Raw genomic sequence first — 15,559 nt, 5'->3', positions numbered from 1 at the left:
TTTCTTTTGTTGCTTCTTACTGAAAATCGAACAATACTCAAATAAGAAAGGGATGAAGTTTAAAACTTCATCCCTTTTTGAATATCTATAACTAACAAAATTTAGAAATTCAATTTTTTAAAAGACGCTAAGAAACTAAGATCCTAAGTGACTAAGTTTTATCTTAGAATCCTTTTTGACCAATCTTTATTATCTTAGAACCTTAGCTACTTAGAACCTCAGAACCTTTTTTTCTCTGAAATTTATTTACAAGCCAATTTCTTACTGGTTCATCGTATAGTTTTAAACATACAAAAGCTAGAATGATACTTACGATTAATACGCCGATTCCTTCCAAATAGCCATTTTCCATCGAAACTTTATTATCTACAACCCATGCTGTAAACCAATAAATTAAGGGATAATGTGTAATATAAATTGGGTATGAAATATCTCCGAGAAGTTTGCAAATCTTAAGTGAAAACTCATTTTTAATTTCTCCTCCCGCTCCAATTGCCACAATAATTGGGAAAATAAAAATAATACAGATTGATTCGTATAATCCATTGATCCAAAGACTGTTTTCGTCTCCAAATCTTGGCAATGCTAAAACAATTGTGATTAAAATGCTGCAAACCCAAAAAGCATTTTTTACATGAATTAATTTTCCTAAACGGCACAATAAAACTCCAGCAAAAAACGGATACAATAATCTTGTAAAGCCAACATTCATTTGTTCTAAATTCAGCGACCATCCTCCGATTACATCACCTTTTGGACCAAAAACAGTATAATTAATTAACAGTCCGGCAAATATCAGTACAAAAACTGATAGCACTTTATTCGAAAACTTACGAAAGATTAGGGCGTACAAGATATTTGCAATATATTCAAAAAAAAGTGACCATGCCGGACCGTTTAAAGGATGCATTTCTCCCCAACCTCTAATTTCTAATGAAGGTGGAATTGGCAATAATGTAAATCCTATTACCATCGTCAAAATAACTTTCCAAGCTTCCATTCCTCCGATCATTGGAAACAATATATTTGAAGCTTGAAAATAGTAAAATATAGCACCAATAATCATTCCTAAAATAACCATTGGCTGCAAACGAATTAATCGGCGTTTGTAAAATTCCCATTGTCCCATTTTTCCCCAGCGATCGTCATACGCGTAAGCGACAACAAATCCAGACAAAAGGAAAAAGAAATCTACTGCAAGATATCCGTGATTTATAATTTGTACAAAACGATTTCCTCCAGCAAAAGCTTCAAAAATATGAAAGGCAACCACTAAAATGGCAGCAACTCCACGCAATCCGTCCAGAATTTCGTAATGTTTTTTTGGTTTTATATCATTCATAATAATGGTTAATTATAATTGTAAATTGTGAATGGTTAATTGTGAATTGTTGGTTAGCGATGAATTAAAATTTATAATTCACAATTAACCATTCACAATTATTATTGATGGTTTTTAAGCCATTCTGCTCTTCTTTGATCTGGTGAATGTTTTACAGAAAAGTTTTCGAATTTCGCTTCAAAACCTTTTCCGTCTGGAGAAGCGGCCATTAAACCAACCATAACTGGCGTGTTGTCTTGTAAAGGCGCATTTCTGGTCATGATGTAGTTTTTGTCGTCAAAAGAATAGAATATCTCAACGGCATCTAATCTTCTAACGGCTTTAATCCAAATAAAAGGCGGTACTTTATCTAGAGTCGTTACACTCCAATCGCTTTTATCGTGTGTGACAACTGTACTAACATTGAATTTTCCATCTACAAACTCTACACCTGTTTTGATATAGTTTTTTTCGTCAATACGAATCATTAATCCCATTTGGTCAAAACGAGCAATGTAATTTCCGGTCAATTTAACTTTTGCCTCAAATTCACCACCATAATTAGCATAATAAAAAGGCGCGTCATCAACCGTAAATCCGTAATGCGAAATTCTCCAATAATCGCTATTCGCGGTTACATTCATAATTAAAGCATTGTTTTTAATTTCCCATTTTTCAGGTTCATTAAACCATTGCATTTTATTCAGTGTCTGTGCTGAAATATTTTGGCACAAAACAAGTCCAATTGTAAAAAATAATATTCGTTTCATTTTATTTGATTCTTAATTTTTCAAAAGGTAAAACTTCTAACGTTTTACTTTTAACCTCTAACTTTTTAAGACAAAAGCAAAGCTGCAAATTTTGACACTTGCAGCTTTACAAACCAACCAATTTTTAGAAATAAAAAAACTTATTTAAGTGAGAAGTTCACTTTAGATTTTATATCTGTAGATGAAGCGCCAATAATCGCTTCAAAATCACCAGGTTCAGCAACCCAGTCATGTTTTTTATCGTCGAAGAAACTTAAAGCCGTTTTATCAATTGTAAACGTTACTGTTTTTTCTTCTCCTGCTTTCAGAGCCACTTTCTCAAAACCTTTTAATTCTTTGATCGGACGAACTAAAGAAGATTTCACATCGGTAATGTACAATTGCACCACTTCAGATCCTTCTCTGCTTCCTGTATTTTTTACATTAACTGAAAATGTGATTTTATCTCCAGTGTTAATTTGTTTTTTATCAGCAGTTACTTTTCCGTAAGCAAAAGTCGTGTAGCTTAAACCATGTCCAAAAGGGAACAATGGTTTGATTTTGTTTTTGTCAACCCAACGGTATCCAACAAAAATTCCTTCGTTGTATTTTACTTCATCTCCACCTGGGAATTCACCTAAAGCGTGAGCTCCGTTATCAGACAATTTTACTGGGAAAGTGAAAGATAATTTTCCAGAAGGATTCACATCTCCAACTAAAACATTAGCTAAAGCATTTCCGGCTTCAGTTCCTAAAAACCATCCTTGAACAACTCCTGGAACTTCTTTAATCCAAGGCATTGCAACAGCATTTCCAGAAATATTTACGAAAACAATGTTTTTGTTTACTTTCGCTAATTCACTGATTAATTTATCTTGGCCATAAGGCAATTCTAATTGTTTACGATCGTGACCTTCGTCATCTTGATTTTCACTTTTATTTAAACCTCCAATGAAAAGAACGATATCTGCATCTTTAGCAACTTTTAAAGCCTCAGCAGTTAGTTCAGGTTGAGGACGTTTTTCTTCTAAACTTACTTTAGCGATAACTCCGTTATAGTTACTTGTAGGATCTCCTACGTAACCTCTTGCGTATACAATTTCAGCTTGATTTCCGATTCTTTTCTTTAAACCTTCAAGTGGCGTAATTTCGTATCTTGCTTTAAGCGAAGAACTTCCTCCACCAACTGTCATCATTTTGATAGCGTTTTCTCCAATTACAGCAATCTTTTTAGTTTTAGAAAGATTAATTGGAAGAATATTATTGTTGTTTTGCAATAAAACAATTCCTTCTTCAGCAATTTTACGACCCGCTAAAGCGTGTTCTTCAGTTCCGAAAGATCCAAAAGGACGATTTCTATCCATTGTAGTCAAGAAAGACAAACGTAGAACACGACGTACTTTTTCGTCTAATTCTTTTGTTCCAATTTCTCCTTTTCTGATCATTTCAGAATATGGTTTTGCTAAATAATAATTGTCATAAGCATTACTTGTTCCCCAAGAAAGGCCATTTGTCCAAGAACCAAATTCCATATCCAAACCATTGTGGATTGCTTGTTTAGTGTCGTTAACTCCACCCCAATCTGAAACTACAACTCCTTTGAAACCCCATTCTCCACGAAGAATATCGTTTAATAAATATTCGTTGTGGCAGCATTGCTGTCCTTTATATTTGTTGTAAGATCCCATAATCGACCAAACATCACCTTCTTGAACTGCAGCTTTAAAAGCAGGAAGATAAATTTCGTATAACGCACGATCGTCAACGATTACGTTAACTGAGTTACGATTTGTTTCTTGATTATTTAAAGCGAAGTGTTTAACGCAAGCAGCAACTCCATTTGACTGAACTCCTTTAATATAAGGAACAACCATTTTAGCAGCTAAAAACGGGTCTTCTCCCATATATTCGAAGTTACGACCGTTTAATGGGCTTCTGTAAATGTTTACACCAGGTCCTAATAATACGTTTTTGTTGCGGTAACGTGCTTCTTCTCCAATAGATTTACCATATAAAGAAGCCAATTCTTTGTTCCAAGTTGATGAAAGTGCAGTAAGTGCAGGGAAAGCAATACAAGAATCATTTGTCCATCCTGCTTGATCCCATTCGTCCCATTTTACCTCTGTACGAATTCCGTGTGGTCCATCAGTCATCCAGTTTTCTGGAATTCCAAGTCGTTTTACACCTGGAGAACTAAATTTAGACTGCGCATGAATTATGGCAATTTTCTCCTCGGTAGTCATTCGCTTAAGCGCATCTTCTACACGCTCTTCAATAGGTTTTTTATCGTCTAGATAAACTGGAACTTTGTTCTGGGCATTCACCCCAAAAGAACTTAGTAAAAGTAAAACAACAATTGTTTTAACGTTTTTCAACATAACAGTAATTATTAAAGCATTAGTTTATAAGTGGGAATGTCTTCCTAAGAAAACACTTTTTTATCATATTGTAAAACTAAAACGTTATAGTACAAGTTACATTTTTAAACCAAAAAAAGTAGTGAATTAAAAAATTAAAATATTGATTTACAATTGTTTAACACTTTTAAAACCTTGAAAAAAGTAGTAGATTTAAAATAAATATTTATACTTTCAAAGCCATTGAACCAATTTTCATGACCATTTCTTCGAAATCATTTCGCGAAACTGCAGCCTTATTTCGCGCTCTTGTACGATAGTTGTAAATTGTGCTTAAAGAATAACGTAAAAATGCTGCTATTTTAACACTGTCAGTAATTCCTAGTCTGATTAAAGCGAAAATTCGAAGTTCAGTATTTAGCAATTCGTTTTGCTTTAAAACAATCTGTTCTTCTGGAATTAATAAAGCATTAAAATCTTTAACGAATGTTGGATATAAATTCAGAAAAATAATATCGAAATTCTTGTATAATTCTTCTAACTCATTATCAACCAAAGTAGTTGACTTTAATATTTTATAAATTTCGTCGAATTGCTTTGCCGTAGCTTTTTTGTTTAAGATAATACGGTAATTTTCCAGCTTATTGATATAAGTTGAACAAAGATTGAAGAAATGGGCAATATATTCTTCTTTAACTAAATTAGATTCAGACAATTGCAAATTACTTTCCTGAAGTTGACTATTTGTTTCGGTAATATCTTTGTTTAATTCTGCTAATTTCTGACTGGTTTCATAAAGTTCTGTTCGAATTCTCGACACTTTTTTCATTTGCTTGTAAACGTATATTATTGCAACAAGCAAAAACAGAGAAAGCAAACTAATACAAAGCAAATAAATCTGTAATTCGCTTTTTCGCTGTGCTTCGCGTTCTTGATAAACCGTATTAATGATCGAATATACTTCTGACATTAATAAAGTTCTAAATTGAACATTACAATACAAAGCATCTTCAATTGCCGATTGTGTCAATTTATACGCCATATCTACATCTCCAATTTCGTAAAAAACCAAAGCCAATTCTTGCAATGAAGCATTGTCTTTATTGGCATTTTTAATATCCGAAGTGGCAGAAAGTGCGTAATACTTTTTTCTGGATTCTAAATCATGAGTAACTTCTGCAATTTTCCCAAGCAAATAAGTAATCATCGCATATTGCGGACTTTCTTCATTCGTTTTATTTAATAAAGCTAATAATTGATTTTTGGGATCATTATACTTCTTATCAATAAAAATATCTTGCTGAATTCTATTAATTTTAAAATCTAACGTATTCGGATTTAAAATACTTAATAATGAATCTCGGTATTTACCAATTTGTTTTCTGTATTCTGGACTATAACTATTAGCCGCATAATGTTCAAAAAACTCACGATACGAAATATAATAGTTTGGGAGTAATGAAGTGGCTAAACTTTTTTTATCAATGCTTTTTAAAAGAGCTTCAGATTCACGGTATTTTCCTGACGAAGAATAAAGTGTTACCAATTGTAATTGCGCTAAATTAAAAAGCTCTTTATTCTGAAGTTCTTCGGCAATTTTGAGATTCTTTTTTACATATTGAATAGCCGAATCTGAATTTAGTTTTTGATATTCGAGATATAAGGTTTTATTGTAATTGTACTCCTGCTCTTTTGTAAGATTCTCCGATTTTATCTTCTTGAAGTTTTGAATTCGCTCTTCTTTAATCTTTACGTAATGCTGCTTATTTTTAATCGCCTCATTTAATTTTTTTAGAATAACATCTGTACCTTCCGATGCAAAAACTGGAAAGTGTACTATGATAAGAAACAGAAATAGGCAATATTTTTTCAAGTCGATTTAATATAAAGGAATTACAAATATAACAAAGCGAAAATATAAAAAACGAATTATTTAACTATGGTTAAAATGTACTAAAAAAATGATGATTCTTCTATTATTGATATAAATAATACAATCACAAAGAGCTTTATGTATAAATAAAATGATTCCGTTTTGATTTTATCAAACTCGAAATCATTTATTTACGAATATGTTTTCAAAGCTAAATGTGCGCCGCAATTGGTGCAGATAAACAGCTTTCTGGAATATCAAAAGCATTTACAAGAGCCACAGCATCTGGGCGAATATCCCAACAAAGCTGATTTACGATTTTACGAACTGCTTTGGTTTTAACCGCTTCCATATAACCATCTTCTAAATACCAAGCTTTATTTTTTTCGATTTGAGAAAGTGCATACAATTGATTCAATTTCGTCAAAATTGCTTTTGATGATTCATCTTCAACCGCTTTTATTGCAAGTTGAAATTGCTCTAAAACTATTCTTTCTAAATACGCTTGCGCCACATCAATCATTTGGTGCTGAACCACATTAAAAGCATCATAAGGTTCTAATCCGCCATCGATTAATTTCTTGATACGTCGCGCTGCAGAAGCCAAAATTGTTTTTTCTCTGTGAACAAATGCCTGAAGATGAAATTCCCCGTCTAATAAATGTTCGTCATCTGTCCTTCTCGTTGCAATTGGATTCTTTTCTGCAATCGCTGTTTTGGCATTTTCATAAACATAATTAATAATACCCAGCGAACCCATTTCTCCAAATGATTTTCTGAATTCTGCTAAACGGTTTTTAGCCACTAATTGCATCAAAACTGTATTATCTCCTTCAAAAGTCGTATAGATTTCTGTATCATTTTTCAATGCATCGATTCGGTTTTCAGATAAATAACCTTTTCCGCCGCACGCTTCTCTGCATTCTTGCAAAATATCTCTTGTGCTCCAAGTTGAATACGATTTCATTCCCGCCGCCAAAGCTTCAATTTCCTGCATTTCGGTTTCGGTTCTATTTAAAAATCTACTCGTTAAGTATTGAAGAGCAAAATGAACGGCATACGTTTTAGCCAAATGTGGTAACAATCTGCGTTGATGCATTCTATAGTTTAAAATAGGAACTTCAGATCCGCCTTCTGGTCCAAATTGTCTTCTTTGATCGCTGTAGCGAATGGCAATTGTTAATCCAGATTTTGCTGCCGCCAAAGCCGAACGCGGAATTCCGATTCTTCCTCCAACCAAAGTGCCTAACATGGTGAAAAATCGTCTGTTATCACTTGGAATCGGACTTTCGAATTCGCCTTTATCATTTACAGAAGCAAAACGATCCAACATATTTTCTTTTGGAATTACGACGTTGTCAAAACTAATTGTTCCGTTATCAACTCCGTTTAATCCCATTTTATGACCGCAATCTCCAATTGTTACTCCGTTTAACACATTTCCATTTGGATCACGTAACGGAACCACAAAAGCATTTACGCCATAATCATGATCGTCAATGATTAATTTAGCAAAAACAGTTGCCATTTGTCCATGAACAGCAGCATTTCCGATATACTCTTTTTGAGCATTTTTATTTGGCGTATGAATCGTAAAAGTTTGATTGTTATGATTGTAAGTCGCTGTAGTTTCTAGACCTTTTACATTCGATCCGTGATGTGTTTCAGTCATGGCAAAACAACCTGGAAGTTTCAGCGAACCAATATCTTTTAAATATTTAGCATAATGTTTTTCTGTTCCTAACGATTGAACGCTCATTCCCCAAAGTCCAAACTGAACACCAAATTTAATTACCAAGCTCAAATCATGATAACTCAACGTTTCCATAATGGCAAAATAATCTTCTACATTCCCTCCTCCTCCGTATTCCTTTGGGTATGCCATACTTCCAAGGTTTTCATCGGCTAGAATTTTGCACCATTTGTAAACTGTTTGTCTAAAAACGTTAATATCGGTAGAAGTTTCATAAGCAAATTCAGGTCTTGAAATCACCGATTTTACTCTTTTGATTATTGCTGCTTCTTTTCCATCTAAAATTTGAGTAATTTTTTGAATATCAAAACTAGCATTGGTATGAGAATCTGCCGTAAAAGAACCTGCTTTGGTTTTGAAGTTCTGAAGTGCTTCTTCTCCCAAAATTCCTAAATCATTTTCTAGTTTTTTAAAATCAGGTTCAATTAGCGTTAAATCTAAATCTTGGTCTGAAAGTGCTTTTGCAATATCAAAAATCGACTTGATCGAAGATTTATCCTGAATACTTTTTTCAATATCCAATTTCCATTGTGTGAGTTCATTTCGCGAAGGCGGATTTGAAATATCTACTTTAGAAAGCAAATACTCTTTTTCTTCTTCAGATAAAACATTTAAGGAATTTATAAAATCTTTTAAAGTAGCAAATTCTTTTTGTGTCAATAAATCATCTGACCACACTAAATAAAATAACGGAGTAAAGGCTTGAAGTTTGGTATTTTTCATATCAATAGGTTCGGTTTGTATTAGATTTTTTATAGCCACGAATTCACGAATTATTTAAAAAAATTAAATTCAAAAAATTCGTGAATTCGTGGCTATCCTTTTTTCGCATTATCGCATAAAAAAACAGGAATGAAAAATAGTCATTCCTGTTTAAACATCCTGTTAAGATTCTGGTAATTTTCGATTTTAAACCAATAAAAAATATGAAAACTAAGAATTAAGAACCTTTGGATATTGAGGTCATTTTTTGCTTCATCGCAAAAATATGATGTGAATTAAAAACTAACACTGCGGCAAAAATAATTCCGTATGCTGTTATTTGTAAAGGTGAAATATTTTCTTTAAAAACAAAGGCTGCCAACCCAAACGCAATCATCGGATTGATGTTTAATAACATTCCAACTGTTGAAGAATTGATTCCGGAAAGTGCGTACAAATTCAGGAAAAGCGGTACAATTGTAAATAAGATTGCAATTGTTTCAATACAGAAATAGAATTTAAATTCCGTTGGAACTGGTCCTCCATAACTTGGATAAAATGGCAATAAACACAATGCAGCCAATGTGATATGAAAAGTCAGAACAATAAACTTGTCAAAACCTTTATTGGCACGCTGACTCACTAAATAAGCAGCATAAGTTAAACCAATTATGACACTAAAAAACATATCCTTTATATCGCTGTATGAAAGCAACATACAGCCCGAAATACTTAGTCCGACAGAAAGCCATTGTGTTTTTAGCAGTTTTTCTTTCAGTATAAAATAAGCCAACAAAGTCGTTAAAATTGGGCAAACCAAGTATGCCAAAGAAGCTGCTTTTACGCTAACGTGATTCACTACATAAATAAAAGTAAACCAATTTGCCATCAAAAATGCGCTTCCGCCAATATTCAGCAGAATTGATTTTCTTTTTTCTGATTTTGGTAAAGCTTTGAAAATTTCAATGGTTTCTTTTATTTGTTTTCTTTTGAATAAAAAAGCAATCAAAAGCATTAAAATACCACAGCTGAAAACACGAAAAAACAAAATATCCAATGACGGATATTCATGAATTGGCTTTAAAACCAAACTGAAAAGTCCCCATGTAATAAAGGCTGAAATCGCCGCGATATAATACTTTGTTGTTTTCACAAAATTGCTTTTTTGAATTGTTTTCTTTTGATGAGGCAAATTTCTTAAAAATAAAACAGCAATACAGATACAGTTTTTGTAAATTGCAGCATAACAGTTTTATTTTTTATGAAAAATTCAAATTACTTATATCTTCAATTTGCTGACCTAATCGAGAAACAGATTAAATCGGGCGTTTTAAATGTTGGCGATAAATTGCCTTCTATAAGAGAAGTCTGCGCCGAAACGGGTTACAGCATGAGCACCGTAAGTAAAGCTTATTATGAAATTGAAAGCCGTTCACTAATTGAAGCGCGACCGCAATCTGGTTATTATGTGAGTAATATTTCTGCACGAGTTATTCCAGAACCGTCGGCAAGTAAACCGCTTTTAACTCTAGAAAATATTGAACGCGAGGATTTAGTAGATTTGGTTTATGGCGATATGCGAAAAAAAGATATTACAATGCTTTCGCTTGGTTTCCCGTCCAATGAATTGCTTCCAATTGCAAAACTCAATAAAGGAATGGTTCAGGCAATGCGCCAATTACCCAACAGCGGAACGAGTTATGAGGAAATTGAAGGAAATAGTAATTTAAGAAAAGAAATTGCACGCTGGTCTTTTACTTGGGGCGGTTCTCTTACTGAAGATGATATTATAACAACTCCAGGCTGTATTTCGGCAATTTCAGATTGTTTGTTAACGCTGACAAAGCCGGGAGATACTATTATTACGGAAAGTCCGGTTTACTTTGGAATTCTGCAATTGGCCAGATCATTAGGTTTGTATGTAATGGAACTTCCTACCAATATGACAACAGGAATTGAATTGGAAGCGGTCAAAAAAACACTTGCTACAAATAAGGTAAAAGCTTGCGTTTTGATGAGCAATTTTAGTAATCCGTCTGGAAGTATGCTGCCGAACGAGCATAAAAAAGAGATTGTGAGATTAATGGATTTCTATAATGTTCCGTTAATTGAAGACGATATTCACGGCGATTTGTACTTTGGCACAAGCCGACCAACTAATTGCAAAACCTATGACGAAAGCGGAATTGTTTTATGCTGCAGTTCTGTTTCTAAAACTTTGGCACCTGGTTATCGTGTAGGTTGGGTTTCGCCAGGAAAATTTAAGAAAGAAGTTTTGAGAACGAAATTATATCACACCATTTCCAATACCACTATTACACATGAAGTGGTTGGAGATTTCTTGAAAAATGGCCGTTATGAAAACCATCTTAGAAAAATTCGTCAGATTTTGAATCGAAATTGTACTAATTACATCAATACCGTTTTGGAATCTTTTCCTGCAGGAACAAAAGTGAGCCAGCCTCAAGGTGGATTTTTCCTTTGGGTAGAATTGGATAAAAAAATTGATACAGCGGCTTTTTATCATTTAGCACTCAAACATAATATTAGTATTGCGCCAGGGAGGATTTTCTCATTTCAAAATCAATTTTCAAACTGTATGCGATTGAGTTTTGGATTGCCTTGGTCTAATGAGTTGAGAACTGCTATTCAGACATTGGGGAGATTGGCGAAACAGTTGTAATCGCTTTTTTTTTGTCATTGCGAGGAACGAAGCAATCCCATTTGCTAAATCAAACTTTGCGCATTATTGTTAGTGTGATTGCTTCGTTCCTCGCAATGACAAAAAAAGTTGGACAGCGCAACTACTCACTGTCCAACCAACAATTAAAAGAAGACCAAAATTAAATAGTTATAAGACAAAATAAGCGTTCTTTTCGACTTTCTTAGGTTCGTCTTTTAAGTCAAATTCATTCAGAATATCAAATTCACTTTGATATTCGTTAAGCATTTGCTTGATATTTTTTTCAATTGTATTTGCAATTGTTGTGACTGGTGTATCTGTAGGTCTGTTTTCAAACGGATCTTGCAAATGAATTGCCATTCTTTCAATCAAAAAGAAAGCTGCACCAATTGCAGTAATCAGCGGAATTGCAAACCAGCTTAAGACACTTGTTAATCCGAAAGGCAATACAAAAATGAACAGACACAAAGTCAATCTGATATACATACTGTATGTTGTTGGAAAAATGGTGTTTTTAATACGTTCACATTTTCCCATTTCATCACATAATCTTGACAATGTATTATCAATTTCAACTTGCTGATAAACGTTAAGCCTTTTTTCGTTTTTTGCATTTCGTAAATCTCTTGCATGCAACATTAAAATCGCGTTTGGAACGTTTTGATGGTTCTTGATGTATTTAATTTCTTCTTCATTCATTAAACCTTCAAGCGGTTTTATTGCATCTCTATTTCTAAGCGACTGTCCAAGGCTATAACACCATGCTATTTGTCTTTTCGCAAAATTTTCTTTGAACTCACTGGCTTCGACAGAAAAATCTGGATCTTCGTAAAATGTCAAAACCTGACGAATCAATGTTCTGGAATCGTTTACAACAGCGCCCCAAACAATTCGTGCTTCCCACCATCTGTCATACGCCTGATTCGATTTAAAGGCTAATAATAAGGAAATAATAGTTCCAATCATGGTTGGAATGGCAATTGGAATATCTACGGGAAGATTGATGAAATAATGATGAAAAATTTCAAATAGTATCGTATACGCCAATACTAGAGCGATTTCTACTTTAATTTTCCCGAGAACGTACTTCATTGGTATTCTTTTCTTTAATAACATATTTTCGGTTTTAAATTAATTTTTTTTTTAAGAGGCTAAGATTCTAAGCTTCTAAGATGCTAAGAATTAAAATTAAAAAGCTTAGAGGCTTAGAAACTTAGAATCTCAGACTCTTAAACCATCTCTTCGTACAATGAAAGAACTGGAAGTCCTAGTTTTTCATTGACATTTTCTTTTTTGGCTTTTTTAAATTTGATTTTTTCGCCTTTTCTGGTTTCTACCAACATATCGATGTTGTGTTTTGAAATGGCTTCTGATAAAAATGGAGCAACATTTTCGTAGTTATCTTCAAAACTAGCTGTTTGGCTTACAATTTCGAACGAGAAATTAGCGCTCAAAAATTCTTGTACATCTTTTACATGAATATTTCGGCTTGAATTTTCTACATAAAGTGCTTTATTAAAGACTTCTTTATTAATTTCTGTACTTAAATGCAGAATTGGACATTTTTGATTTCCAGCCAATTGAATCAGATATTGATGAATTCTTTTGGTTTCCTGTTTATAAGAATGTGTAAGAATGACCAATTTTACTGAGAAAGCCTCAATAAGACGTTTAAAAAGAGGCGCTGAAAGTCCGTATTGATTGTGGACTTTTAGTTTCGTATTTGGAGTGTGGTCGATAATATAACGGCAGGTTTCTAGAACTTCTTCCTGACTTTTTGTAAGTCCAGATCTCATTTCACGCAAAAAACTAGAAGATGAAAATGTATCTGGCGCTTCTGAAACTAATACTAAAATAATTTCTGATTCAGTATTTTTTGACTGATTCACCGCAGATTTTACAGCCGAAATTGTATCATCTTTTAAAGTCGTTGGTATAAGAAAGTTTTTCATAAGTATAATCGTTTAGTTTATACTTACAAATTAACTATCAACAACTTAGAAAGACATTAATCTAAAATTAGAATTTTCTAAAATTAAACATTAGATTTTTTAATGTTGAGTTTTTTGAAGATTATGGTAACGATTGTACCTTTATTTTGCTCAGATTGCACTTGTAGTTCACCATCGTGCATTCTAATGATTTTAGATGCTAAAGGAAGTCCTAAACCATAACCAATATATTTGGCCGCAATTTTTCCTCTAAAAAAAGGTTCATACAAATGCGGAATATCTTCTGGTGGAATTCCGATTCCAATATCATTAATCGAGATTTTGATCATTTCGCGATTAGCAGAAAGATTCACAAACACTTCGTTGTTATCAGAATACTTTACTCCGTTGGTAATAATATTATTGATTGCCAATTCTAAAAGCGGTTTATTACATGGCAACAACAGTAAATTAGAATCTTCTGGAGCAAAATTAAGTTTAATGCTCACACGATTATCTGGATAAATTTTATCTAAATCTGATTTTACATCCAAAAGCAATTCGTCCATTCGCGCAATATCAGATACTTGTTTTTGTCCGTCATAACCAGTTTGAGTTAATTTCAGCAAACTTTCTGTTAGATTTCCTAATCTTGAAGCCTGACTGTAAATATTCTGTAGAGATTCTACATATTCATGTTGCTGTCTTTCTTTAAGCAGCATGATTTCTGCTTCGGCAATAATGGTTGTAATTGGCGTTTTTAATTCGTGAGAAGCATTATTAATAAAGTTTGCTTGAATCTCGAATGAAGTTTCCAAACGATCCAGCATATTATTAAAAGTATTGGTCAAATCTGAAATTTCATCAGAATTTTTAACTTCAGGCAGACGATTATGAAGATTTGAAGCGCTAATTCTCTTCACTTCTTTTGTAATTCTTGCTACAGGATCGATAACGCGTTTTGCCAAAAATCTTCCCAATAGAAATGCCAGAATCACAAAACCGATTCCGCCAAAAAGCATGATTTTTACAATATAAACGGTCGTATCTTTTCCTTTGCGATCTCTCGCGCCAACAATTACAATATATCTTTGGCTATTTTCCTGAAAAATTTGCCCTAAATAATATTTATTATCTCTTTCGTAAGAATCTTTTCCAGTACTTAAAATATTGGTGTAGAATGAATTCGGGAGGTTTAAATTCGTATTATAATCAAAACTATTGTGGCTGTTGATTTTCAATACATATTCTTCTTCTTCGATCAATTCTTCAAGACCATTTTTTTTAAGTTTTTGGTAGTATTTAATCTTTTCTGGATCTTTTTGAAAATGAATAGAAGAAACAATTTTTGCTCTATCATCCAGACGCTTTAAAAAATGATATCGATTGTTTTCTCTAAATAAGAAAAACACGATGATACACAATAGAGAAGTACTAAAGGTAGAAAGGGCAACGTAATTAAAAGTAATTTTTTTTCTAATATCCATTTTATAGCTTAATAACATAGCCCAAACCTTTCATGGTATGAATAAGTTTGGTTGAATAAGGCTTATCTATCTTTCTTCTTAAGTACGTAATATATACATCGACAACGTTGGTATTCATATCAAAATTAATATCCCAAACATTATCTAAAATTTGATCTCGAGAAACAATTCGGCCTGTATTTTTTGCCAAATAATATAAAAGTTTAAATTCTTTTGCCGTTAAAATGATGTTTTCTCCCTCTCTTTTAACCGTTTTTGCGCGTCCGTTTATTTCTAAATCACCAATTGTAATTGCGTCAATTTTCTCTGTTTCCTGTTGCGATCTTCTGTACAAAGCATTTACCCTGGCATCTAATTCGCCAAATTTAAAAGGCTTAACCAAATAATCATCGGCACCAGCATTAAGTCCAGTGACAATGTTTTCTGATGTTCCTAAAGCCGTTAAAAGCAAAATTGGCACAAAATTTTTAGCTGCGCGAAGTCTTCTGCAAATTTCGATTCCGTTAACATCAGGAAGCATTACATCTAAAATTACTACATCGAAAGTATAATTATGAATCATCTCCATGGCAGTTTTACCGTCCATTGCAACGCTTACTTCATTATTATTTTCTGCAAATCCTTTTCTTAATATCGATAATAGATTTGGTTCGTCTTCAACTATCAGTAATTTCATCTTAAGAAGTTTGTATATACAACAAAA

At 33.1% G+C, this 15,559-nt stretch carries 11 protein-coding genes; 1 reads left to right on the top strand and 10 read right to left on the bottom strand.

What is annotated here, in order from left to right; all coding sequences use genetic code 11:
• Window positions 1-202: 202 nt before the first annotated feature.
• The 6 genes from DM444_RS21000 to DM444_RS20975 form a co-directional block, all read right to left on the bottom strand.
• Complete coding sequence (locus DM444_RS21000) at window positions 203-1,342, bottom strand: acyltransferase family protein (protein WP_111290347.1); 1,140 nt, start codon at window positions 1,340-1,342, stop codon at window positions 203-205.
• A 101-nt stretch (window positions 1,343-1,443) separates the two neighbouring features.
• On the bottom strand, window positions 1,444-2,091 hold the full coding sequence (locus DM444_RS20995; protein ID WP_111290345.1) for a DUF1349 domain-containing protein: 648 nt from the start codon (window positions 2,089-2,091) through the stop codon (window positions 1,444-1,446).
• Window positions 2,092-2,231: 140 nt separating this feature from the next.
• Window positions 2,232-4,448 carry a glycoside hydrolase family 3 C-terminal domain-containing protein gene (locus tag DM444_RS20990; RefSeq protein ID WP_111290343.1) on the bottom strand — a complete coding sequence of 739 codons (2,217 nt, stop codon included), beginning with the start codon at window positions 4,446-4,448 and terminating at the stop codon, window positions 2,232-2,234.
• A gap of 205 nt (window positions 4,449-4,653) precedes the next feature.
• Entirely contained in the window at window positions 4,654-6,300 is a 1,647-nt protein-coding gene (locus tag DM444_RS20985) for a DUF6377 domain-containing protein (protein WP_111290341.1), read from the bottom strand.
• A gap of 211 nt (window positions 6,301-6,511) precedes the next feature.
• On the bottom strand, window positions 6,512-8,776 hold the full coding sequence (locus tag DM444_RS20980; protein ID WP_111291177.1) for an acyl-CoA dehydrogenase family protein: 2,265 nt from the start codon (window positions 8,774-8,776) through the stop codon (window positions 6,512-6,514).
• Window positions 8,777-8,993: 217 nt separating this feature from the next.
• Window positions 8,994-9,908 (bottom strand): EamA family transporter, encoded by a 915-nt coding sequence (locus tag DM444_RS20975; protein ID WP_111291175.1) that lies wholly within the window; start codon window positions 9,906-9,908, stop codon window positions 8,994-8,996.
• A 108-nt stretch (window positions 9,909-10,016) separates the two neighbouring features.
• Between DM444_RS20975 and DM444_RS20970 the strand changes: the two genes are divergently transcribed.
• Complete coding sequence (locus DM444_RS20970; RefSeq protein ID WP_111290339.1) at window positions 10,017-11,438, top strand: aminotransferase-like domain-containing protein; 1,422 nt, start codon at window positions 10,017-10,019, stop codon at window positions 11,436-11,438.
• A gap of 168 nt (window positions 11,439-11,606) precedes the next feature.
• Here DM444_RS20970 and DM444_RS20965 read toward each other — a convergent pair whose 3' ends face one another.
• The 4 genes from DM444_RS20965 to DM444_RS20950 all read right to left on the bottom strand — a co-directional run bounded on the left by DM444_RS20965 (window position 11,607) and on the right by DM444_RS20950 (window position 15,532).
• Window positions 11,607-12,554, bottom strand: a complete 948-nt coding sequence (locus DM444_RS20965) for a bestrophin family protein (RefSeq protein ID WP_111290337.1) — start codon at window positions 12,552-12,554, stop codon at window positions 11,607-11,609.
• Window positions 12,555-12,667: 113 nt separating this feature from the next.
• Window positions 12,668-13,390: a hypothetical protein gene (locus DM444_RS20960; RefSeq protein ID WP_111290335.1), complete on the bottom strand. Its 723-nt coding sequence runs from the start codon at window positions 13,388-13,390 to the stop codon at window positions 12,668-12,670.
• An 83-nt stretch (window positions 13,391-13,473) separates the two neighbouring features.
• A complete protein-coding gene (locus tag DM444_RS20955) occupies window positions 13,474-14,856 on the bottom strand; it encodes a HAMP domain-containing sensor histidine kinase (RefSeq protein ID WP_111291173.1) in 1,383 nt (460 codons plus the stop codon).
• 1 nt (window position 14,857) lies between these two features.
• Window positions 14,858-15,532, bottom strand: coding sequence for a response regulator transcription factor (locus tag DM444_RS20950; RefSeq protein WP_111290328.1), 675 nt, complete (start codon window positions 15,530-15,532; stop codon window positions 14,858-14,860).
• Window positions 15,533-15,559: the final 27 nt, after the last annotated feature.

The sequence above is a fragment of the Flavobacterium ginsenosidimutans genome (assembly GCF_003254625.1).
GTDB classification, from domain to species: domain Bacteria; phylum Bacteroidota; class Bacteroidia; order Flavobacteriales; family Flavobacteriaceae; genus Flavobacterium; species Flavobacterium ginsenosidimutans.
This window is presented reverse-complemented; position numbering and strand designations above follow the sequence as displayed.

Excerpts from the sequence above, each read along its gene's own strand:
- DM444_RS21000 (WP_111290347.1), bottom strand. The coding sequence starts at position 1,342 with ATGAATGATATAAAACCAAAAAAACATTACGAAATTCTGGACGGATTG.
- DM444_RS20995 (WP_111290345.1), bottom strand. The coding sequence starts at position 2,091 with ATGAAACGAATATTATTTTTTACAATTGGACTTGTTTTGTGCCAAAAT.
- DM444_RS20970 (WP_111290339.1), top strand. The coding sequence starts at position 10,017 with ATGAAAAATTCAAATTACTTATATCTTCAATTTGCTGACCTAATCGAG.
- DM444_RS20965 (WP_111290337.1), bottom strand. The coding sequence starts at position 12,554 with ATGTTATTAAAGAAAAGAATACCAATGAAGTACGTTCTCGGGAAAATT.
- DM444_RS20960 (WP_111290335.1), bottom strand. The coding sequence starts at position 13,390 with ATGAAAAACTTTCTTATACCAACGACTTTAAAAGATGATACAATTTCG.
- DM444_RS20955 (WP_111291173.1), bottom strand. The coding sequence starts at position 14,856 with ATGGATATTAGAAAAAAAATTACTTTTAATTACGTTGCCCTTTCTACC.
- DM444_RS20980 (WP_111291177.1), bottom strand. The coding sequence starts at position 8,776 with ATGAAAAATACCAAACTTCAAGCCTTTACTCCGTTATTTTATTTAGTG.
- DM444_RS20990 (WP_111290343.1), bottom strand. The coding sequence starts at position 4,448 with ATGTTGAAAAACGTTAAAACAATTGTTGTTTTACTTTTACTAAGTTCT.
- DM444_RS20950 (WP_111290328.1), bottom strand. The coding sequence starts at position 15,532 with ATGAAATTACTGATAGTTGAAGACGAACCAAATCTATTATCGATATTA.